Genomic DNA, 21,600 nt, shown 5'->3' with positions numbered 1-21,600 from the left:
ATTGTCTACACGATGCACACAAAAAGTATGCTCAACTTTATACAAAGGTTTTCTATACAGACAATTATAGGTATGCATCCCTTGCTTTATTGTATATACTATGTTATATATCTGTATGTGGTTTGCATACGCAGGAGGTTAAGTAGACCATGCTCTCACTCACGGTGTATCAAGAATGCCAGCTTGCCACGGCGGGACCAGCAGCCATGACGCCCGCTGTGGGGCCGCTGTTGGCTGCGCCCACGCCAGGTTTCCCTGGAGAGGAGCCAGCGAGCGGCGAGCGAGAGGAGCAGGCTGACCAGCAGCAGCTACTCATTACACGGGTTCTGCGTGGTGACGGAGACGCCTTCAGCGACATTGCCTTGCAGTACAGCTCGCTGATGTTGCGGACGGCCTTCATGATCGTGGGTGATCGAGACGCTGCTGAAGACATTGTACAAGACGCGCTCATTCAGGCATGGCATCACCTCGCTGATCTGCGTGAAGCCGGTGCGTTACGTCCCTGGCTGGTACGCATCGTAGTCAATCAGTGTATCAGTTTCAAGCGGCGTCTGGCGCGCTCCAGTGCCTTCCTGCGCCAGGCGCTCTGTGATCTAGAGACGGACCTGCTTGCCCGCACTGCTGAGCTGCACAAAGGCTCGATTGAACGCAGTTGGGATCTGGCGCGAGCCGTCGAAGAGCTGCCTACCAAGCAACGTGTTGCTATTGTCTTGCACTACTACAGCGGGATGACCTTGCCAGAAATGGCCCGCGCTTTGCACATCTCCGAGAATACGCTGAAGAAGCGCATCCAGAGTGCCCTCTCCAATTTGCGTCAGGCTCTCATGAGCGAGGCGAGTGACCGCGTGGTGACTGCTCGTCCGCTCCCTGAGCGCTATTTCACGACAGCGACTCGGCGGTCCTGAGCGCGAGGAGCGGCTGGCCATCGAAGCGTACCGCGTTGTTGATCCCGAGCAAGCTGAGGACCGTAGGAGCGACGTCCATCACCGTAATCTCGTGCAGATCGTTCACTCTTGGCTCATGGTGGAGGAGGTTACCGATGAGTAGAACGCCATCCTTGCGATGGGTCCCCGAAACAGTGCGCCTCGCCGCTGGTGTTGTCAGCAGCGGCACATATAAGTCGTCGCCGATCGCAAAATCGCCCTGGAGCTCAAACAGGAGATCCGGCAGCCGCTCCAAATACCTGCCCTGATAGACTTCCTCGCGTTTGCGTACCCAGCGGAGCAACGGGCGACCGCGCGAGCACAGGCGCTGGATCTCTTCTTGCAGAAACGCGCGCATTTCCTCGTAGTCGCGACCCTGTTCCTCGAGGCCCTGACGATTGAGGGCCACACCGCCGAATGGTCCATCGCCCCCCAGGCTGAAGGCGCGTGCCAGAGAGCGCTCTTCATCGATGAGACGGGACTGGGAGCGAGCCGATGGCCGACGTTCGCGCGTGCCAGGGCTGGCATGGATCAGCAGCTCGTCGAGGGGCAGGTATCTACGCGCACGCACTGGAAAGGGACGCTCTAGCAGTCGTGGGCCAGGAGCCTGAACCATGAGCAGGCCCTGTCTGCGTAGCCACTCGTTGAGATTGACTCGTTGGTGGCTGCGCCGTCCGTGACCATAGGCGCTGACGACAATCAAGATGCTCTCGGCTGGCAGTGCTGTCCGTACTTCGCCGACAATATGATCACAGAGACGATAGAAGCTTGGAATACGTGTCAGGTGCTCGCTCTGCCCTGGATAGGCCGGATCGCTGAGATCGCTGTAGTGCCAGAAAAGGTGCTGAACCATATCCAGCGCGTTGAGCTGCAGGAAGAAGAGGTCCCAGCGCTCTTGTTGCAGCAGTTCCAGGCCGAGGGCAGCCTGTTGGAGAGTGCAGCTCACCAGTTCGTGGTAAAAGGTCCGCAGCTGCTCGCGTCGTGTAGCCTGTTCGGTCAGGCGTGGCAGAGCAGGGAAAACCAGGCTAAGCTCGTGCTCTTCGGGCGCAATACTCATGCTACCATCGCCTGGCGAGAGCGCCAACATGATACCGTTGACTGGCCAGGCGGGATAAGCCAGGTACGGGTTGAGCACGCAAATCCTTTTACCGCTGGCGCTGGCCAGGTCCCAGAAGGTAGTGCCACACGTGAGGGCGGGTGGCTCTCCTGTCTCGTGATCTACCAGTGCTGTCAGGCCGCTGATAGGAAGAGACAGCAGGCCGTGGTTGGCGGGATTCAGGCCAGTGTAGAGACTGCCCCAGGCCGGGACAGTGTCCGGCGGGATGCAGGAGGTGAGTTCGAGGAAAGGCGACTCCAGCATGAGACGCCGCAGGTGGGGCAGGGCCGGGCCATAGACTCGTAGCAGGTCTGCGTCCAGGCCATCGAATCCCAGAATGACCACTTGTGTCATAACTTTTCACCTTCTCTCGCTGAGGTGATGGGTGGCCCGGTCTTGCTCAGGCCGGGTTCTCTGGTGACTGGTCAATGAAGAGCCGCCGCTGCTGTTGCTCCCAGTAGTGGAGAATTTCGCTGATCATCTCTGGCTCGCAACGCACCTGGAAGATGGCGCGCTGCGTCACCGTTTGCAACTGGTCCAGGATGGCGCGGTCTAGCCGACGCGCCGTGGCCAGGGTCAGGGTCCCTCGCTCGGCCCCAATGGGGACACAGCGATAACGCTGGGCCAACTCATAGGGCAACAGATGGAGAAGGCGCAGCGAGGGGTAGCTGGAGAGAAAGGCCAGGTAGGGCAGCTGACTTCCAGCCTGGCCCTGGTCTTCCTCGGCGACCGCTGCTTCCTCGCTCTGCCTGGCCTGACTGGAACCCTGCTGGCCTCGGTCTCGTTGTTCCGCTTCGATCAGGCGGGGCCGTCTCCGTTGTAGCTCGCTCAGGAACTGACGCGCCGCCTCTCCTGCGAGACAGCGCACGCTATGCTCGACATCAGCCAGCAGAGGGCGAAGTCGCTGCATAACAGCCTCCGCCCCCGCCAGCGTGGCCGAGCGCAGCAGCAGTGCACACTCGCCCTCTAGACAGAAAATGAGGTCTCTGGCGCGAATCTGCTGCCGAATACGACGCACCGCTCGCTCAAGTGCCGCCGCCGACTGCTCGCTGGTCTGGAGATGGATCAGAGCAAATGACTCTTCCTCTGGCACCTCGCCTGCGCTGGCCGCTGGCGGTGGTAAGGCAACCTCCCGATCTCGCGATCCTGTGCGCTCCTCGTCCTTCACGCTATCCTCCTCTACAGGCGCCAGCTTCCTGCCACGCGCCCGCCCGTCTACGACGGGGTAAAGCATGCAATACATGCTGCGTATGTAGTATACTATTTTCATGAAAATTATGTTGTCTATTCTGGTAGAGAAGAATTTGAAATAGCTTTATAAAAGTAGAATAAAATATGTATTTCTTGTTTTCTATTGTTAACCTGGAAATAAAAGATATTACCTGGTCACAACTGAATTTCTCTTCCCAAGGCGGAAGAGAGCATGCCATACTGTGGCAGGTAGACGGCGGCCAGGTCAGAGCTTCCCTTTCTCCCCTTGCGTGCGAACGAACGCTCACAGGCTGAGCTGATCATGGCCGCCCCTCCTCATAGGCGGGGCCTGCGCTCAAGCGGTGCGGTGCCAGCATGAAGCGAGGCTAAGGAAGCAGGTGAGAAGGAAGTGCTGGGAGGTAGTGGGAGTATGAATGATTATCCCATTGGGTGGAGAATTCGCTGGAGTCCGATGCTAGCCCCGGACCAGGGCATGGTTCCCGATGCCAGCGTCTTCGTACGGATCGAGGAGAGCGAGCCGGCTCCTGTGGTCGGCGAAGAGGTTAGCGAGGGCCTTGTGTCTGATAAAGAGAAGAAGGCTGAGCCTCTCTTTGCTGGCGACCTCTGGGAAAGGGGTGAGGCAAGCGAGGGGGAGACCTCCCTGGAACCGGAGTGGATAGAGCAGGTCTGTTGCCATATCGAGGCAATCGTTGCCGGAGTGGGAGAGCGGGCCTGACTGTGCCGGGCCGGGCGGGTGGCGCGGCGCATCGTCCAGGCCGGGTTAGTCGTGAGTGCATCGCTGTCTCTTCTTCTCCATTCTTCTCCAGGCTTGAAATGAGCAGAGGGCAAGCGCACGGGCTTGGCCTCCAGGACCAGGCAGGAGGGAAGGGGCTATGCATAAGCAGGTGGGAGGGAACGAGCGTGGCAAGGGTCGCTCCCCTCAGCTGAGCGTCATTCTCTGTACTTATAACCGTTGCAACCTCGTGCTCTCGGCGCTGGCCAGCCTGCGGCGTCAGACGCTGGCGCGCCATCTCTACGAGGTGATCGTGGTTGACAATGGCTCGCAGGATGGCACGCCTGCGGTGCTGCAGCGCTATCTGCAGGCCCGGGCGCCGGACGAGCGTGACTGGCAGGTGCGCTGTCTGATCGAACGGCGCAATGGCCTGGCCTATGCGCGCAATGCGGCGCTCCAGGTGGCGCGAGGAGAGATTGCCGTTTTTCTTGACGACGATGCTCTTGCCTCGCCCCGCTTCCTGGAGTATCTGCTGCAGACTTACGTCGAGACCGGCGCCGACGCTGTCGGTGGGCGGGTCGAACTCTATTGGGAAGCGCCTCGTCCCTACTGGCTGACCGATGAGCTGCTGCCTGTGCTCGGCTATTTTGCTCCTGCGAGCGAGCGCCGGCAGCTGAAGGCTCCCCAGAGTTTGAGCAGCTGCAGCTTTTCGGTGAAGGTCGCCGCTCTGCGGGCCGTCGGTGGTTTCTCGCCGCTTCTCGACAAGCGCCTGGCGGTGCCGACGCGGCTGGGTGTAGAAGATCTTTGCCGGCGGCTCCACGCGGCTGGCTATGTGCTCTGGTATGAGCCACGGGCCCTGGTGGCCCATCGGGCCCATGCCGCGCGCCTCTGCCGCACCTTTTTTATCGGCCATGCCTACTGGCAAGGGCGTTCTGAGGTGCTCATGGAGTTAAGCGCGGCTCTCGCTCAGCGGGCTGAGGAGCGTAACGCCTGTCTCTCCTGGAGGGCCTTACTTGCGGATCTCAGGCAGCTCGGGCGCCTCTGCCTTTGGGAGCAGCCTCACCTGCTCATCGCCCGCGGTACCTCGGCGCAGCACCTGCACCTGACTATGGAGAGCGTGCGCTGTTGGGGACGCTTCCAGCAACGTCTGAGCTTACTCTGGCGTCCCTTGCCCCAGGAAGGCAGCCTGGCAGTATTGCTGGTGATGGCGCCGCAGTGCGAAGCGGCTACCCTCTTGTTAGCGCAGGCGCTGCGGCGCGAAGGGTTGGCCTGTCAGGTGGAGCGTGCCAATCTTTCCCTGACCTGGCTCTGGCGTCACCGTGGTCTGGATGGCCAGGCTTGCGGAATCGTCCAGCTACAGCGTCCAGGAGCCTGGTGTTTGCCCCTGCGGCGTGGTCTCAATCTTCTCTTGCGCCTCTGGCTCGCGCGTCGTCTGGGGTTGCCGCTGGTTGTGGCCGACAGTGGGGGCTGGTGGCATAGCGCGCGTGGCTTCCGTTCGCTGCTGCGGCGCTGGTTGGAGAGCTACGTATTGCGTCAGGCCAATGCCATTCTGGTCCCTACACAGCGCATCGAAGACTTCTATCCTGAGCGCTCTCTCCAGGAGCGGACCCAGGGTCTGCCTCCGGCGGGTTTTCGGGGCTACTATGCGGCGCCCCTGCCACGGATCGAAGCCTATCGTCGCCTGGGGATTCCGGCATCCGTGCCCTATGTCTATCTCTGCTTTGCTGCCTGGCATAGTGAGGATGAAGTGCTCAATCTCTGCGAGAGCTTCCGCCGCCTCTGGGAAAAGCTCATGCCCGTGCCGGGCGATGTCTCGCAGGGGCCGCACCTGCTGCTGGTCGGAGCGCCTGCCGACCGTCCTCGGGCCACTCGCCTTCTGCGGCTGGCGGCCCGCATGTCCATGCTGCATCTCTTTCTCCGGCCTCCCCTTGATGAAGACATCCCGCTCTATCTGGGAGCTGCCGATGCCGTGGTCCTGCCGCAGCGCTCCCACCTGCGGGCGGGCAATGTGGAGTTGGCGCTGCTGGCCCTCTCCTATGGGCGGGCCGTCGTGGCCCCGGCGCTCCCCTCTTTTGCTGATCTCCCTGCCTCACAGGCCGTAGTCTTCTATCATGCCGCCGATGAAGCTGATCTAGAGCGAGCGCTGGGCGAGGTCCGTTCGAGCGTGGTTCAGGAGCTGCTACGTACCTCCTGCGCGGAGCCGCGGTTAGAGGCTGTTGCTGGTTGGCGCGACTATGCCAGGCGCCTCGTCAAGCTCTATGAGAGCTTTCGCTGGTAGCCTGACGCTGGTGGCCCCTGCTCAAGTTGAGATGGCTAGAGAAACCCTCGCCTCCTCGCCATCCGGTATGGTAATGTATCAGCGGGGGATCAGCCAGAGGAATCAGGGGGGGCGCAGACGACGACGGGACCAGCCGGCCAGGACCTCCTCAGCCTCACTCTCTGTCCTTCCGTCCGTCTCTGGATGGGACAGCAGGGCGACCATCTCTCCGCCGGCGACTGCCTGGCTCAGTCAGGGGGCTGCCTGTTCCAGGCAGCCCTGTGCTCGTCGCAGAAGGAAGCAGGTCTGGTCAGGTCGTCTCAGCTCTACCCCCTACCTGCCAGGCGCCGTTGTTCTCTGCTCGTCTCGTCTGTCTTGCCTTGCCGCCAGTGTAGGGTGGCGGGCAGGGGGGCTTGCTGCTATTCGGCCTTTCGTGGGCATCGTCTCAGCAATTTGGCTTGCCATCACAGCGCAGTGAGGGAAGACACTGATACGTTGTCGTATCGTCGCCCGGTCCAATCCTTTCTGAGTTGGAAATGGGAGCGTCTGCCCGCTCGTATGCATCGTTCTATCAGCAGAGCAGCAGAGGAGAGTGCTCAATGATCGCCAGAGACATTATGACTCGCACGGTCTACACCATTCGCCCCGAGGCGAGTGCTCAGGAAGCAGCCAAGCTGCTGGATCAAAAGCGCATTAGTGGCGCACCCGTTGTCGATGGAGACGGCAGGCTGATCGGCATGGTCACCGAGGCTGACATCATCAGCAAGGTCAATCGCGAAGGCTTGCGCGTCGCTGACATCATGAGCCATGAGCTGATCGTTGTCTCCGCAGAAACTTCCCTGGAAGAGATCGCCGCTTTGCTCTCTGAACGCAAGATCAAGCGTGTCCCCGTCATCGAAAATGGCCGTCTGGTTGGTATTGTGAGCCGTGCTGATATTGTCCATGCCGTAGCCGCCGGGCACCTCATTGTACGCAGCTGGTAAGAGACGACAACCCGTGCTATCATAGGAAGGCTGAAGGAAGAGCGTTGGCCCATCAGGCCAGGCGGGCAGGAGGATAATCGAGCCGGCGCGGCGCCTTGCTGATCCCAAGCTCAGCCAGCTTCTCAGTGAAAGCAGGGGAGGAGCCTGTCACGGTTCTCTTCCGTTGACAGCAGCGCTGTCGCCATGTCAAGGCAGGGGGACAGAGGTGAGGGGCCAGGCTCCTTTCCTGCGCGGCAGGTTGAGGTGAGTAGTAGCCTCGGCCCTGGAAGGGTGGGAGGCGGGGCTTGTTGGGTTGCTGGCAGACAAGCAGGCTGGTACCATTGGGCTGCTTTCTCCCCTGCGCGAGGTGGAAAGTGAAGGCTGCTCTCGATCTTTCGCTATAATGTGCCCAGACAGAGCTATAGAGTACAGGAGCCAGCTTTTGTCGGGGAACCACACCGGCCTGGTGGCCAGCTGGCCGGGCGTCTGGCCAGGCAAGCGCGTAGCGAGCGGACGAGCGAGCCGGAGCTGGTTCTCCCGCATGCAGTGATCGGAACAGGCGAGCGAGGTAACGGTCTTGAAACGAGCACATCTTGCCCGAGATATTCTAGAGGTCATTGCCCTGGCGCTGATCCTCTTCCTGGCAACGCGCCTGGCCATCCAGAACTACCATGTTGAGAATGTGAGCATGCAGCCTACGCTGGTCGACGGAGAGAATGTCATTGTCAACAAGCTGGCCTATTTGTTTCACCCGCCCGAGCGTGGGGATGTGATTGTCTTTCATTGGCCACTGGATACGCGCCAGGACTTTATCAAGCGCGTTATTGGCATTCCCGGAGATGTCATTCGGACGGATAGTACCCATGTCTGGGTCAATGGCGTCCTGCTCAATGAACCGTATATCAAGGCCCCCTACAATGCCATCGCCAATGTCTGGAAGTTGGGCAAAGACCAGTACTTTGTGCTGGGCGATAACCGTCCCGATAGTGACGATTCGCGTAACTGGGGCGTGGTCCCGCGCAATTATATTGTCGGCAAGGCCATTGCGGTCTACTGGCCCATCAACAAGTGGCAAGTGATCAATACCTACCCGGCGGTCTTTGCTCATATTCCTGCTGCCAACCCTCAAACAACCAGTAAATGAGGATCAAACAGTCAAAAAGGGAGTAGGCCCTCAATGAACGAGTCGGAGCAGCGCTATCCTTTCCACCAGCACGAAAATGAGGAGTGGGGCCAGGATGAGGAAGAGGAGCGTCACGGTCGTCATCGCCATCATATCGAGCCATTGCCAGATCTGAGCGAAGAAGATGAAGAAGAGCGCGAGCGGCGTCGTCGCATGCACCAGCGCGAGGAGCCAAGCGAGCCGGAGCTACCCCGGGGGCGTCTCGTGCCCACGCTGATCGTGGGAGTGGTGGCTGGACTCCTCTGTGCCGCCGAGAATATCGCCCTGGTGCTGCTGAATGCCTCGCTCTTCACCAATGCGGAGCAGCTCGCCAGCCAGAATGCCTATCAGCTGGCGGTCTCGGTCACAACCCTCTGCGGCCTAACGATCTTTATCAGTCTGGTGATCTGCGCCATAGCGGGATTTATCGTTGGCAAGCTGGCGGTCCAGCGGAGCCTGGGCTTTCTGGCGGGCCTGGTGGCTGGCGTGCTCTGCTATCTGGGAGCGATCTTCTTGCCGCGCTATATCCCCGGCTTCCCTAGCAATGCCCCTGCCAGTGGCAATGTCACCTTCGGCGGCGTCATTGGGGGAATTGTGGTCACCATCATCTTTATGCTCTTACTCGGCTTGCTGGAGGGGCTAGCCGCTCTCTTTGGAGCCTGGCTAGCAACGCGCCGCCACCCTTACTACGTGGGCTACAGCTAAGATGCACTGAAGCTCGGGAAGAGCGGTTTGCAAGACAAGCGAAGAGACAGAGATCAGGCAGAGGCTGGCCTGCCTCAGGCGGGCCAGCCTCCTTTGTGGGTTCTGCGACAGGTATGGGGGAGCTGAGGGCGCGCTCGCTCGCTCTCGCTTCCTCCCTTCCCTCGGCCCCCGTGCCTGCCCCAGGCTGGTGGCGAGGGAAGAGAGGAAGGAGTTCCGAGAGAGCTGAGTGAGAGAGGGAGGGCAGTTGTCTGGCGAATTAGCTGACGGCTGCCTGCTGCACCTGTGGGATATAGATGCGGTGCTCGAGCAGGCAATACTCTTGCCGTTGCAGCTTGCCGCTCAGGTTACAGCGGCAGCTCTCGACTGTTGCCAGCTCATGGTTCTGCTCCACCAGGCGCAGGCTGTGCAGGGAGCCATCCAGACGCGAACGGAAGAGCACCCGATGATAGGCTCCATCCTGCCGCGCCTTGAGAAAGACGAAGGCGGAGAGTTCGTGCTGACCCGTGCGCTGTCGCAGGTAATGTTCGGCGGCCTGGACAGGCTGGGGATAGATGGCCCGCCCGCGGCATTTCTCCGGGTAGAGCTTCCCCTGACGATCAGCTTCCAGAATGGCGGCCACCTCGGGCACCTTGACGCGGCTATAGTAGATGCCGTGCGGCAGACAAACCAGGTTGGCGGCGAACTGATCGCCGCCGATGTGGCTACATTGCCAGACCTGTTCTCCGGCCAGGCGAGCCGCTTCCCGATAGATAGGCATGCCGAATTTGGCGCAGCACTGATCGTGTCTGCCGTGAGTACAGACAATATAGAGCGGCTCTGCACTCAGGTAGCAGTCGTAGTCGGGCGCTCCCTGCTCTAACTGGTCAAGCGGGAGCAGCGGCAACTCCTCGTAGCTGGCGAGCTGAAAGGCGTAGAGCGCCTGGCGCTCGGGCAGCGTAATCGCCACAAAGCAGCGCAGCGGTCCGCTGCTGCGCGGTCCCCGTCTGATAAAGACCGCCATACTCTGCCTGGTTTCATAGCTCAGAGCGACCTCGGCCAGCCAGCGCCGGGCCGGCTCTGGCAGATCGTTGTAGAGCACCGCTGATCGTTCCCAGGCTCCTGTATATTCCACCAGCACCCAGATCCTTGCCAGCGGCGCCAGCCCGTAAATGGGTACCTGGCGCTCCTCAGAGAGCTGGGCGCAGAAGATGCCTTCTACCACACCTGATACTCCTCACTGTCGAGATATTGCTCATGGTTTACAGCTCCTTCGTGAAGGAGAGCGGCCCCATCCAGCCAGTCAGCCAGAACAGAGCAATGACCAGCAGGCAGAGCAGCCAGAAGCAGAGAATGAAGAGATAATCACTGCGACTGAAGCGGAAACGCCGGAAATAGGAGCGCTGTTTGAGAGCGCCAAAGGCCCGGCTCTCCATCGCCAGAGCCGTTCGCTCTGCCCGCCGGATAGCGCTGGTCAGCAGCGGAATCAAGTAGCGGCGCAAGCGCTCGACCTGGGTTCGCACTCCCCCCTGTGTCTCGATCCCGCGGATGCGATGCGCTGCCTGAATCAGGCGAAATTCCTCTTGCAGCAGGGGAACGAAGTGGAAAGCGGCCAGCACCCCATAGCCCAGCCGATAGGGAAAGTGCCACTGCTGGACCATCGCGCGAATAAAGTCGCTGATATCGGTAGTGAACATAAAGATCAGCGACAGCAGGAACATGGCGTAGACGCGCAGGACCGCTGCCGTGCCGGCTAGCAAGGCGCCCTGATAGAGCACCAGCGGGCCTAGCCGCAGCAGAACAGGGGTGTGGTCGAACAACTCAGCGCGCACCATAAAGGGATACAGGATCATGAAGACCAGCAGACTGATGGCGAGAGGGGCCTGCAGGCGCCAAAAGGTCCCTGGGGCGATGCGGGCCGGACCGACAATCGTGGCGCTCGCCAGTATCATGAAGGCCAGCGGTAGCCAGGGGTCGGTCGTGAGGGCCACAAAAAGCACCACGGGCACCAGGGCCACAACCTTGCTGAGCGGGTTCAGGCGGTGCAGCAGCGACTCGCCCTCCTGGTAAATCACTTGCATGGCCTACCCTCCTCCAGGGAAGCTGCTCCCTCAGCCTGGCCCATCGCTTCTTGCGGCGTCAGAGAGCTTGTCTGGAGGCAGCGCTCACATAGATCCTCCAGCGTCAGGAGATCCGACCAGCCGAGCCGGCGCGCCAACTCGGCCAGTGGAGGCAGCATCAGACGAGCCTCGGCCAGCAGCTCCTCGCGCGCAAAGAGGGCCGCTGGCGTCCCATAAAACAGCAACCTGCCACGGTTCATGACTGCCACATACTGAGCGTAAGTGGCTACCAGGGACATATCGTGCGTGATGATGACGACCGTGCGCCCCTCGCTGTGGAGCTGCCAGAGCAACTCCAGCAAGGCAGTCGCGTTGTACTCGTCCTGGCCAAAGGTTGGCTCATCAAGGATCAGAATTTCCTGTCCCATTGCCAGCATGGTGGCCACGCTCAGGCGCCGCTTCTCGCCGTGGCTCAGCGTAAAAGGATTGGCGCGGGCCAGAGAGAGCAGGTTGAAGCGCTCCAGCAGCGTACGTGTGCGCTCCTGGACCTCTGTCGCAGGCAAACCCATGACGCGCAGTCCATAGGCCACCTCGTCCTCGACCGCCTCGGTGATAAACTGGTGTTCGGGATTCTGGAAGACATAACCGACGTGGCGCGTCAACTCGCGAGCCGGAATTGTGGTGAGGTCGCGGCCCAACAAGCGGATGCAGCCCCGGGGCGGCTGCAGAATGCCGACCAGGTGCTGCGCCAGGGTGGTCTTCCCAGCGCCATTGGCTCCGACCAGAGCCAGTAAGGCCCCACGGGGAAGCGCCAGCGAAACATCCTGCAGCACCTCTCGTCCGGCGGCGCGATAAGAAAGCGAGCAGACCTCAATTGCTGCCTCTCCCTGACCAGGTTGGGGATTGATTGGAGGCGAGCCTGATGATTGCTGATGGCCGTTCTTGTGAGCCGAAGCGCTGGTGAGGAGAGCCGGCGATGCCTGACGGGAAATGTTGAGCGCGTGCCTCTTCGTTAATACCTCTGCGGCCTCGCTCAGCGTGAGAGGGAATGGCTCAAGCGACCAGCCATGTTGTTGGAGCGCGTGGGCCAGCCTGGCTACCTGGGGGACCCAGACCCCCAGCTCCTGGAGCGTTGACAGGTGGGAGCGCAAGACCTCGCGCGGGGCCCCATCTATGATCACCTCGCCCCGTTTGCCCAGCACAACCATGCGCTCCACCAGATCCATCAGCTCATCGAGGCGATGCTCGATCAGCACGATCGTATAGCGGCCCGTCTCCTTGCAGCGGCGCAACAAGTCGAAGACCTCGCGTGTTCCCTGGGGATCAAGATTGGCCGTCGGCTCATCGAAAACCAGGATCTCCGGCTCAAGCGCCAGCAGAGCCGCCAGCGCCACTCGCTGCTTCTCCCCTCCTGAAAGCTGCTCAACACGGCGGTAGCGCAGATCTGTGAGCCCCACCAGGCGCAGACTTTCGCTGATGCGCCGCTCCATCTCCTCGGGAGAGAAGCAGAGATTTTCCAGTCCGAAAGCGATCTCATCCTCCACGGTAAACATCACAAACTGGGCCTCCGGGTCCTGGAAAAGAATGCCCACCCGCTGCGCCAGAGTAGCAACCGTCGTCTGCCGAGTATCGAAGCCAGCGACACGTATGCGACCGCTCTGCAGCTTGCCGATACTGTGGGGAATCAGACCGTTGAGGGTGAGCGCCAGCGTGCTCTTGCCGCTACCCGAGGGACCCAACAGCAGCACCGTCTCACCAGCGCGTAGCTGGAGCTGAAGCCCCTCTAGAGCTGGCGCCCGTCGCCCAGGATACTTGACCGTCAGATCTTCGATCTCAATGAGCGCCGTCCGTGTCTCACTCATTCCCTTTCTCCTCTCCCAGTCTCCTCCCTGCCTGCTTTCTCGGCCAGCCACTACGGCAGCCGGTATGGAGAGAGGGGGCTGGTCGACGTTGACCAACCCCTGCGAGAGGCTGAGGTAGCGCTGATTGGCGCGACAGGGAGAGCCATAGGCTGCAATCTTGCTCCCTGGACCGGCAGAGGGCATCAGATTTCATCTTGCTCCCGGCGAATCGTACCGGCCAAGACGCCGGTGCGGGCTGCGGCATCACCCAGATACTTGGCCAGAATGCCGCTCAGCATGCTGCTCACGAGTGTAATCGCGATCACTCCGATCAGCACAGGAAGCGCCAACTGGAAAGACGAAGGATAGAAGATAGCGTAGATGATCAGCATCACAAAGCCACCGAGAAAGCCCGTCAGAGCCATCCAGGGCAGGCCGAAGTGACGATAGCGCGTTCCAAGGGCCACGCTAATCTCACCCGAGCAGGCGTAGAGAATGCCGGTGATCATGATCGACGGCCCGTAGGGGGAGATGGGCAACGTCACAAAGCAGTAGAGCAGAGCGATCAAAAAGGCCGCCCCCGGCCTGCGCAGGGCATAAGCGATGAAGAAGCCCGGCAGAATATAGAGTCCAATCCAGGCCCAGGCCACAATCGGGCCGAGCACTACCGATAGCATGTATGGGTACAGCAAGGCGCCCAGCAGGATGCCAAAGACCACGCTGATTGCCGCCAAAATCAAAATATCGCGTGTGTTCCAGGCCAGCAATGACAGCCAACTCCGCGCTGGTTGCCTCACGTCTGTCTGTCTGCTCATCCGGTCATACTCCTCCAACAGCAACAGCGGGGAATACGCCCCGCCTGACCTTGCGTTCCTTCGATATCGGTATTAGGTCAGCCTAATATCCGACTACGTTGCTAAGATATTAGGGCATGCTAATATCAACTGTCAAGAGGCAAAAGGCCAGGTGGTGGCCAAGATCGGTAAAACTACTGATCAAGGGGAGGGAGTAATCTGATGAGCCAGGTGGAGAGTAGTCGAAGAGTAAGAGAAGGGGGGAGAGGGTCATCATGCAGCTATAGGGATGGCCAGGGCTGGCGGATCTGCCCAGCCTGGCCGTGCAGGCAGCCCGAGGCGAGGAGGGGGAGCAGGCTGCGGAGGCAACGGCAGGTCAGGAGCCGGCCAGCCTGGCTTATCGGTCAGAGAAGACGAGACGAATGTCGAAATGGAAGCGAGCGAGAGGGGCTAGGCCTCTTCGATGGTCACGCTTTGCATGATGTCGCCCACCTGGATACGGCGAACCACATCGAGGCCGGCGACCGTCTCCCCGAAGATCGTATAATTCGGTGGGAGGCGTGGCTGATCCTCCAGGCAGATGAAGAACTGGCTGCCGTTCGTATTGGGGCCCGCGTTCGCCATAGCCAGGGTGCCGGCCTTATAGGGGCGACGCACTGGCTCATCAGGGAACATGTAGCCCGGGCCGCCGGTGCCATTGCCCAGGGGGTCGCCTCCCTGGATCACAAAGCCGGGCACGACACGATGGAAGGTCAACCCATCGTAGAAGCCATCGCGGGCCAGGGCCACGAAGTTATTCACGGTCAGAGGGGCCTCGGAAGCAAAGAGCTGGAGGCGGATATTGCCCTTCGTCGTGCTGATCGTCGCATAGTAGGTCTTACGCGGATCGATCTGCATGGCGGGCGGGGCACTATAGCATCGTTCAGCAGGCATTATTTGTAGATCCTCACTTTCACTTGCTCAAGGAGCCGCTCCCAGCTAGCAGGAAGCGTGCTCGTAGCCATTCCACCAGGCTCCCAGCTCGCTTTCTCGGCCAAAGCCGTCCTGGCGCCCATGCAGGGCAAAGGAAATGCCTGACGAGTGGTGCAAGCGGGGCAAAGCGGGCTGGGTCAGTCAGGGGCTAGCAGAGCCAATCGAGCGCGGCCAGCCCTCTGCTTGTCTCAGCCCGCCTGCCTTGAGAGAGCCTGCGTCAGGGAGCGGTCACCACCACCAAATGGGTAATGACATCAGGCGTGATATTCTTCTGAGAAGACTGATCGCCCGGACCCTGGATCTTCTTGACGACATCCATGCCCTGGACCACATGGCCAAAGAGATTATACGATTTCGTCAGTTGCTTTGCCGGTTGGTCGGAGACGCAGATAAAGAACTGGCTGCCACTATTGGCGGTGCCGCTAGCTGGTTTGGCCATCGCCACCATCCCAGCGGTATAGTTGCCCTTCACCGGCTCGGCGGACAGCGTATAGCCTGGTCCGCCGCTGCCATCGCCCTTCGGATCGCCAGTCTGAATAATGTAATTCGGCACTACGCGATGGAACTTCAGCCCATCGTAAAAATGGTGCTGGGCCAAAAAGACGAAGTTATTGACCGTCTTGGGAGCCAGCTTCGGGTCAAGCTCCACCACAATCAGACCGCGATTGGTATTGATACCGGCGCAATAAATCTTGTTGGTATTGATCGACATCGCGGGCGGAGCTTTATAGGTATGCTGGATCTTGTTGAAGGCCGCCCCGGTAGGAGCCGGCGAGCTATCGGTCAGTTGCTTGACCACCTTCAGGCAGGGCGAGACGGCGGCGCTCTTCGGCTGGGGCTTGGGTGGAGCGAAGGGGCCGATCTTGTAGTAGTACATGGCGCCGATCACGGCAGCGATAACCAGGATTGTCAGGCTGATAGCCCAGGGGTAGCGAGCCAGGCCCCGTTTGGGAGGCGTGTAGCCAGGGCCGCGCTTCTCCTTCTTCTTGGGGGCAGGCGCTTCTGGCAGCTTGGTCGCGTGCGCGCGGGCGATCTTTTCCGCTCTTCTCGTGGCTGCGCGCTTGCTCGTCTTTGGCATGGGGTCTGAATACCGCTCCTTTTTCAGATCTTGCTGCTTGCTTGATTGCTTGCAGAGAATGGCTGAGGCCCAGGTCAACAGCGCAGCTGCTTCCTTGCTCTGGGGCTGTTCTGTTGACGGCGGCAGCGCTGAACGTGGCTGGCTGGCTGACTGACTGACTGACTAACTAACTAACTAGCTGGCTGGCTTGGTAGGCTCTCCGCCTGCCCTCTACTGGCCTGGGGCAGGGAAGGCTGTCTGACGGCCAGGCAGCCAGCCGGGATAAAGAGCGCTGATTTCTGGGTGCTATGATACCCTCCAGGCCCGTGCGGGTCAAGCCCTTTCCCGTCCCCCCTACGGGCAGCCTCGCGGGGTGGGCTTTCTTCCAGGGAATAGGAAGATTCGCCCACCTGGCCCTGTGGATAACTTTGTGGATAACTTTGTGGATAGCAGTGGATAACTGTGGATAACTCCCCGTGGACGGTGGATAACTGGGGGATAACTGCTTATTAACTCAGCTATATTTGGGGGTTGCAAGCGTGAGCTATCCCTGAAGATATCCACATATCCACAGGGCTACTGCCAGCCTGCTGTTTGCTTTCGGGCACAAGATTCGCTACACTGTTTAGACACACGGGATTCCCTTCCCGCTCATCCCTGACCCCTGGTCAGGGTAGGCTGGGCCCCGGTGAGCGGGCTTGCTGCCCGTGCGTGTAATTAATCTCTTGCTCAATAAGTTAGAAGTATATGGTATAATGCTTTAGGTCCGTTTTGGTCTTATTATTAGTGATTAGCGCATAGCGAGAAGCTACTGAGATTGGCGAGAACGCTGGAGACGGACGTGGAGAAGCTGTTACCGCAGAACATCGAGGCCGAGTGTGGCGTCCTGGGCAGCATTCTGATTGATCCAGAGGCGATCATTCAGGTCGCTGACTTTTTGCGCCCGGAGGACTTTTATCGAGACGCCCATCGAGCCATTTTTGAGGTGATCCTCCAGCTCTATGAGCGGCATGAGCCGGCGGACTTTATTACGCTCTGCGATGAGCTGGAGCGTCAGGGGAAGCTGGAGGAGGTTGGCGGCGCCAGTTATATCACGTCTCTGGTCAACCAGGTGCCTACCAGTGGCAATATCGAATACTATGGGCGCATTGTCGAGCGCACGGCGGTTCTGCGTCGTCTGATCCATGCTGCCGGGCAGATTGCGGCCATTGCCTACGAGGAGGGCGATGCCGATGTGGCGCTCGATAAGGCCGAACGTCTGATCTTTGAGATCGGGCGACGGCGCCTGCGTTCGGACTTCTCGCTCCTGAGCGAGATCCTTTCCGAGTATTTGAACAAGCTGGATCAGCTCCATGAGCGGCGCGGGGCTATCGTTGGCGTCCCCACTGGCTTCTCCGACCTCGACCGTCTCACCGGTGGCCTACAGCGCTCGGACCTGATCATTCTGGCGGCGCGTCCTTCGCTGGGTAAGACCTCGCTGGCCCTGAGCATGGCCCATAACGCCGCTGTCCGCTTCAAGCAGACGGTCGCTATCTTTAGCCTGGAGATGAGTAAAGAGCAGCTCGTACAGCGTCTGCTCTCAATGGAGGCCGGGGTTGATCAGCAGCGTCTGCGCACCGGTTGGATCGACGATGAGGAGTGGGAGCGCATTATGTTGGCAACGCAGCGTCTGGCTGAGGCGCCCATCTGGATCGACGATACGGCCAGCATCTCCACGGCGGAGATGCGCAGTAAGGCGCGGCGTCTCCAGGCGGAGCAAGGGGTCGATCTGATTATTGTCGACTATCTGCAGTTGATGCAGACGACCAGTGGCAGTGCCCGGCGCAACGAGAACCGCGTCCAGGAGATTTCGGAGATCAGCCGAACGCTGAAAGCGCTGGCCCGCGAGCTGAATGTGCCGGTGCTGGCGCTTGCCCAGCTCTCGCGAGCCGTGGAAACGCGCCAGTCGAAGGTGCCTCAGCTCTCGGATCTGCGTGAGAGTGGCTGTCTGGCGGGAGAGACCTCGGTCTATCTGGCCGACGAAGGGGTCTGCTGTCCAATCGAGCGACTGGTGGGGCGGCAAGGCTTCCGCGTCCTGGCGCTGAATCCGCTGACGCAGCGTCTGGAGGTGGCGCCGGTGACGCGCGCTTTTGCGACGGGGCGCCGGCCTGTCTTTCGCCTGGTGACCGCGGGGGGCCAGCAGGTGCGGGCCACGGCCAATCATCGCTTTCTGACTCGTGCAGGGTGGCAGCGCCTGGATGAGCTGAGCGTAGGGCGGGCGGTAGCTCTCCCGCGAGCCCTGCCATCGGCGGCCTGGTCCGGCCCTGGTCTCGCTCTGCAGACGGCGGAGGCGGCTGAGGGTGATATCATCTGGGACCGTGTGGAGGCCATTGCCCCCGCCGGTGAGGCTGAGGTCTATGATCTAACGGTGGCCGGCCTGCATAATTTCGTGGCCGCTGACCTCGTCGTCCACAATAGCATTGAGCAAGATGCCGATGTGGTGATGTTTATTTATCGGGATGATGTCTATAACGCGGACTCGGAGCGCAAAAATATTGCGGATATTATCGTCGCCAAGCATCGCAATGGCCCTGTCGGCGAGGTAAGTCTCTACTTCCAGGCGAGTCATACCCGCTTCTGTGATCTAGAGCTTTCTCCGCCTCCTGAGTAATCTCTGGATGGATGGCTATGACGTCCTTTGCTGGCTTCCCTTCGGGCAAGAATCCCTATGTCCCTGTGCCGGAGGTCTTCTTCAAGTCGCTCCTGCCAGAGATCGAGGATGTGGCGGAATTGAAAGTAACGCTGCATCTCTTCTGGCTGCTGGCCCAGAAGCGCGGTGAGCCGCGCTGTGTGAGCGAGCCGGAGCTGTTGAGCGATCGCGTGCTGCTGAAAAGCCTGAAGCGGCGCGGCGATCCACGTCCTCCTGAAGAACGAGTACGCCAGGGCCTGGAAAAAGCGCTAGCGCGCGGCACGGTTCTCCGCGTCTACCTCAAAGTGCTCGGTGATGATGGCTCTGAGGGTGAGGTCGTTGGCTGGTATTTCTTTAATACCGCCCGCAGCCGGCGCGTCGTGGCTGAGCTGCAGGGCAGCGAGTTGATCCCGGTCCGCCTGCTCGACGTCGGCCAGCATCGCTTGGCGCCGGAGCATGGACGGAGCCAGAGCCAGAGCCAGGGAGGCGTCGCTTCTCCCTCCCCGGCTACCACAGCCCTGGCCCGCGTCGGCCACAGCCAGACTCAGCATTTACACATTGAGATTGAGCGTCCGAATATATTTGTCTTGTACGAACAGAATATAGGGCTTCTTTCTCCGCTGATCGCTGATGAGCTGCGCGATGCCGCTGAACGCTATCCCCCAGAATGGGTCGAGGCAGCTTTTCGCGAGGCAGTAGAACATAATAAGCGTAACTGGCGTTATATTCGCGCGATCTTGAGGCGCTGGGAAACGGAAGGCAGATAACCTATGGAACGCTTGAATGATATTATGCTCAAACAACGAAGGCAGCAACTGCTTCAGCAGCGCGCTCGCCAGGCTGGAACGCTGCCGCGCGAGCGCGGGGAGCAGCCGACGCGCCTGCCCGAGCAGACGGCGCGTCTGAATCAGGCCCTCTCCCACCCTGGGCGCTCATCTCGCGGACGGGTTGAGGTGACGGAAGTGCCTGGGGCTGATGTCCTGAGCGATACTCTGACGCTGGGAAACGGTGAGCCGCTCTCGCGTCCGAGCCGGCAGCCTGGTCGCCAGACCGATCGCCTTTATGGCTCGCGTCGCGAGGTTCCGGCGCCATCGCTTCCACGGCGCACACGCGACTACTATTATCGGGCCGACGATTACCTCCCGTCCTTGCGTGGGGATGCCCTCTCCGAAGAGGTATGGGAGGAGGAGGACGACGACGACGATGAGGGCGGGATGCGCTACGGCGATTGGGAGGACGAAGAGGAGTTGCTGGAAGCCTCTTCCCGCCCGGCTCTGTCTCGCTCGGCTGTGGCCAGCAGGCTACCCTCGCCAAAGCGGGCCTTCGCGCCCGGCGAGGATGCTGCGCTGCAGCGTCGGACCGAGGGGCCGGTCTCGGCCCCGGGTCTGCCACGTGGTCGGCTGGCCCTCTCTTCCTCTGGTGCGCCTTCCCCAGCTCGTCAGCAACGGGTAACTCAGCCCCTGCGCCCCAATGCTCTGGCCAATCCTGCCTTTGCACAGCTGCAGGAGATGCTGCGGCAGCGCCCGGCTCGCCAGGCGCCCGGACGCGAGCGGCCAGCAGGGGGACCGCTAGGGGCGCTCGGCTCCAACGCTAGCGCCTCAGCGTTGCCGGCTCCCTTTGGCTCCCAGCGCCCTGTTTGCCCAAAATGCAAAGGAGCGGGCTACCTGCGCCTCGATGTCCCTTTTGGCCATCCGCATTTCGGTAAGCCGATCCCCTGCGAGTGCAAGGAGGCCGATCTCAAAGAACGCCGGCGCCAACAGCTCCGCAGCATGTCTAATCTCGACGCCTTCCGCGATAAAAGCTTTAAGAGCTTTAACTATACAGTGCCTGGGGTGCGGCAGGCCTATCAGACAGCCCTGGAGTACACGCGCGAGCCTGATGGCTGGTTGCTGCTGGTGGGACCTAACGGCTGCGGCAAGACCCATCTGGCGGCGGCTATTGCCAACCTCTGCCTGGAAAATGGCTCGCTGGTGCTCTTCGCGACTGTGCCCGATCTGCTCGACCATCTGCGTGCCGCCTTCGCTCCCGAGGCACCCGAGGTCTACGATCAGCTCTTTGCACGCATGCGCGAGGCCGAGCTGCTCGTGCTCGACGATCTGGGTGCGCAGCAAAGCTCGCCCTGGGCCAATGAGAAGCTCTTCCAGTTGCTGAACTATCGTTATAATTTGCGCTATCCAACGGTGATCACGGCTAATCCGCGCGGCTTACAGGCCATCGATGAGCGCATTCGCTCGCGCCTCTCCGATGCCTCTCTCGTGACAATGGTGACCTTCGAGGGGGCGCTGGATTATCGTCCGCGCAATCCTCGTCGGAATTGAGCCGATGCTGACCTGATCGCCCGAGCGCGCTGCAGCCGATCCCTCCCTCCATTCCTGACCAGCAGACAGGCAGGGTCACGGCTGTAGTGCGCTCCCAGCCTCTCGCAACGCCTGCCCGATTGTTCCCCTCTTCTCTGCGTCTGGCTCTCCCCGTCGTAAGCAGTGCATCAGGCTGGCAGGCAGACAGACAGGCAGGCTGTGCTCGTGGGGCCAATTTTACCCTTGAGGGCTGGCCTTTCAGCTCTTCTGTGCCTCTCTTGCTGTTGCCGGAGCCTTCTTGCGTGTGCGATACTATCATAATTAGGAGCAGAAAGCAGAAGGCTGTCCCTTCTCTAGCCCTCTACGCCGTGGCGATAGCTCTGCCGTGCTCCACGCGCTGTGGAGAGGAGCCAGGGGGGAGGGGCGCAGTCCCTACACAGGTGGGCCAGATGAAACATATCGTCGGGATTTCGGAGATTGTGCTCTGGACGGCGGATAAAGAGCAGGCTCTCCACTTCTATCGCGATCTCTTGGGCTTAGAGGTAATTTCTCCACCAGACCTGCCGAATGTCTTTTTAAAAGTTGGTGAGGGAAAAGCTGGTATTCCCCAGATGATTGTCCTGGTGCCCAAGACCGAAGAAATCAAAGCCAGGTCCGCGGGTTACCAGCTTCACCATCTGGCGCTGGAGCTGCCCGAAGAGGCTTTTGACGCGCAGTACGCTGCTCTGGTGCAGGCCGGCTACCAGCCGCGCGGTGGCAGGCACCCCGTGCTGGCCAGTCGTACCATGTATGTGGATGATCCTGATGGCAATGAAGTGGAATTTATCTGCCGGGCCAGTGCCGGTTGAGGGCCTGTTATGGAGAACGAGCGCGCAAGCACAGACGAGACGGAGTGTGGGGAAATCA

19 protein-coding genes are annotated in these 21,600 nt (G+C 60.5%); 10 read left to right on the top strand and 9 right to left on the bottom strand.

Going from position 1 to position 21,600, the window contains the following annotated elements; translation table 11 throughout:
* Window positions 1-149: 149 nt before the first annotated feature.
* Window positions 150-905 (top strand): RNA polymerase sigma factor, encoded by a 756-nt coding sequence (locus N688_RS20725; protein WP_052891060.1) that lies wholly within the window; start codon window positions 150-152, stop codon window positions 903-905.
* Here N688_RS20725 and N688_RS20720 read toward each other — a convergent pair.
* From N688_RS20720 to N688_RS23860, 3 genes are all read right to left on the bottom strand, one after another.
* Window positions 880-2,373 (bottom strand): alkaline phosphatase family protein, encoded by a 1,494-nt coding sequence (locus tag N688_RS20720; RefSeq protein WP_052891059.1) that lies wholly within the window; start codon window positions 2,371-2,373, stop codon window positions 880-882. The genes N688_RS20725 and N688_RS20720 overlap by 26 nt on opposite strands.
* Before the next feature lie 46 nt (window positions 2,374-2,419).
* Window positions 2,420-3,187: a GspE/PulE/PilB domain-containing protein gene (locus tag N688_RS20715; RefSeq protein ID WP_052891058.1), complete on the bottom strand. Its 768-nt coding sequence runs from the start codon at window positions 3,185-3,187 to the stop codon at window positions 2,420-2,422.
* Window positions 3,188-3,405: 218 nt separating this feature from the next.
* The gene (locus tag N688_RS23860) at window positions 3,406-3,534 is read right to left on the bottom strand and encodes a hypothetical protein (RefSeq protein ID WP_272945050.1); all 129 of its coding nucleotides are present in this window, start codon (window positions 3,532-3,534) and stop codon (window positions 3,406-3,408) included.
* 106 nt (window positions 3,535-3,640) lie between these two features.
* On the opposite strand from N688_RS23860, the gene N688_RS20710 reads away from it, so the two are divergent.
* The 5 genes from N688_RS20710 (at window position 3,641) to N688_RS20690 (ending at window position 9,029) form a co-directional block, all read left to right on the top strand.
* Window positions 3,641-3,946: a hypothetical protein gene (locus N688_RS20710; protein WP_052891057.1), complete on the top strand. Its 306-nt coding sequence runs from the start codon at window positions 3,641-3,643 to the stop codon at window positions 3,944-3,946.
* A gap of 157 nt (window positions 3,947-4,103) precedes the next feature.
* Window positions 4,104-6,221, top strand: a complete 2,118-nt coding sequence (locus N688_RS20705; protein ID WP_052891056.1) for a glycosyltransferase — start codon at window positions 4,104-4,106, stop codon at window positions 6,219-6,221.
* Window positions 6,222-6,799: 578 nt separating this feature from the next.
* On the top strand, window positions 6,800-7,183 hold the full coding sequence (locus N688_RS20700) for a CBS domain-containing protein (protein WP_052891055.1): 384 nt from the start codon (window positions 6,800-6,802) through the stop codon (window positions 7,181-7,183).
* Between the two features lie 556 nt (window positions 7,184-7,739).
* A complete protein-coding gene (lepB, locus tag N688_RS20695) occupies window positions 7,740-8,306 on the top strand; it encodes a signal peptidase I (RefSeq protein ID WP_052891054.1) in 567 nt (188 codons plus the stop codon).
* A 33-nt stretch (window positions 8,307-8,339) separates the two neighbouring features.
* Window positions 8,340-9,029 carry a YrzE family protein gene (locus N688_RS20690; protein ID WP_052891053.1) on the top strand — a complete coding sequence of 230 codons (690 nt, stop codon included), beginning with the start codon at window positions 8,340-8,342 and terminating at the stop codon, window positions 9,027-9,029.
* A 256-nt stretch (window positions 9,030-9,285) separates the two neighbouring features.
* On the opposite strand, the gene N688_RS20685 is transcribed toward N688_RS20690, so the two are convergent.
* From N688_RS20685 to N688_RS20660, 6 genes are all read right to left on the bottom strand, one after another.
* Window positions 9,286-10,230, bottom strand: coding sequence for a sucrase ferredoxin (locus tag N688_RS20685; protein WP_052891052.1), 945 nt, complete (start codon window positions 10,228-10,230; stop codon window positions 9,286-9,288).
* A gap of 37 nt (window positions 10,231-10,267) precedes the next feature.
* Entirely contained in the window at window positions 10,268-11,086 is an 819-nt protein-coding gene (locus N688_RS20680; RefSeq protein WP_052891051.1) for an energy-coupling factor transporter transmembrane component T family protein, read from the bottom strand.
* Window positions 11,077-12,927: an ABC transporter ATP-binding protein gene (locus N688_RS20675; RefSeq protein ID WP_162179601.1), complete on the bottom strand. Its 1,851-nt coding sequence runs from the start codon at window positions 12,925-12,927 to the stop codon at window positions 11,077-11,079. Before N688_RS20675 ends, N688_RS20680 begins: the two co-directional genes overlap by 10 nt.
* A gap of 182 nt (window positions 12,928-13,109) precedes the next feature.
* Window positions 13,110-13,721, bottom strand: coding sequence for an ECF transporter S component (locus N688_RS20670; protein ID WP_052891049.1), 612 nt, complete (start codon window positions 13,719-13,721; stop codon window positions 13,110-13,112).
* 429 nt (window positions 13,722-14,150) lie between these two features.
* Window positions 14,151-14,597 carry a peptidylprolyl isomerase gene (locus N688_RS20665; protein ID WP_081839253.1) on the bottom strand — a complete coding sequence of 149 codons (447 nt, stop codon included), beginning with the start codon at window positions 14,595-14,597 and terminating at the stop codon, window positions 14,151-14,153.
* Between the two features lie 292 nt (window positions 14,598-14,889).
* Window positions 14,890-15,750, bottom strand: coding sequence for a peptidylprolyl isomerase (locus tag N688_RS20660; RefSeq protein WP_156025578.1), 861 nt, complete (start codon window positions 15,748-15,750; stop codon window positions 14,890-14,892).
* Window positions 15,751-16,546: 796 nt separating this feature from the next.
* On the opposite strand from N688_RS20660, the gene dnaB reads away from it, so the two are divergent.
* From dnaB to N688_RS20640, 4 genes are all read left to right on the top strand, one after another.
* The gene (dnaB, locus tag N688_RS22530; protein WP_202901984.1) at window positions 16,547-18,379 is read left to right on the top strand and encodes a replicative DNA helicase; all 1,833 of its coding nucleotides are present in this window, start codon (window positions 16,547-16,549) and stop codon (window positions 18,377-18,379) included.
* Between the two features lie 17 nt (window positions 18,380-18,396).
* A complete protein-coding gene (locus N688_RS20650; protein ID WP_052891046.1) occupies window positions 18,397-19,164 on the top strand; it encodes a DnaD domain-containing protein in 768 nt (255 codons plus the stop codon).
* Window positions 19,165-19,167: 3 nt separating this feature from the next.
* The gene (locus tag N688_RS23070) at window positions 19,168-20,715 is read left to right on the top strand and encodes an ATP-binding protein (RefSeq protein ID WP_156025575.1); all 1,548 of its coding nucleotides are present in this window, start codon (window positions 19,168-19,170) and stop codon (window positions 20,713-20,715) included.
* A 428-nt stretch (window positions 20,716-21,143) separates the two neighbouring features.
* Window positions 21,144-21,542 carry a VOC family protein gene (locus tag N688_RS20640; protein WP_156025573.1) on the top strand — a complete coding sequence of 133 codons (399 nt, stop codon included), beginning with the start codon at window positions 21,144-21,146 and terminating at the stop codon, window positions 21,540-21,542.
* Window positions 21,543-21,600: the final 58 nt, after the last annotated feature.

It is taken from the genome of Thermogemmatispora carboxidivorans (assembly GCF_000702505.1).
Lineage (GTDB): Bacteria > Chloroflexota > Ktedonobacteria > Ktedonobacterales > Ktedonobacteraceae > Thermogemmatispora > Thermogemmatispora carboxidivorans.
This window is presented reverse-complemented; position numbering and strand designations above follow the sequence as displayed.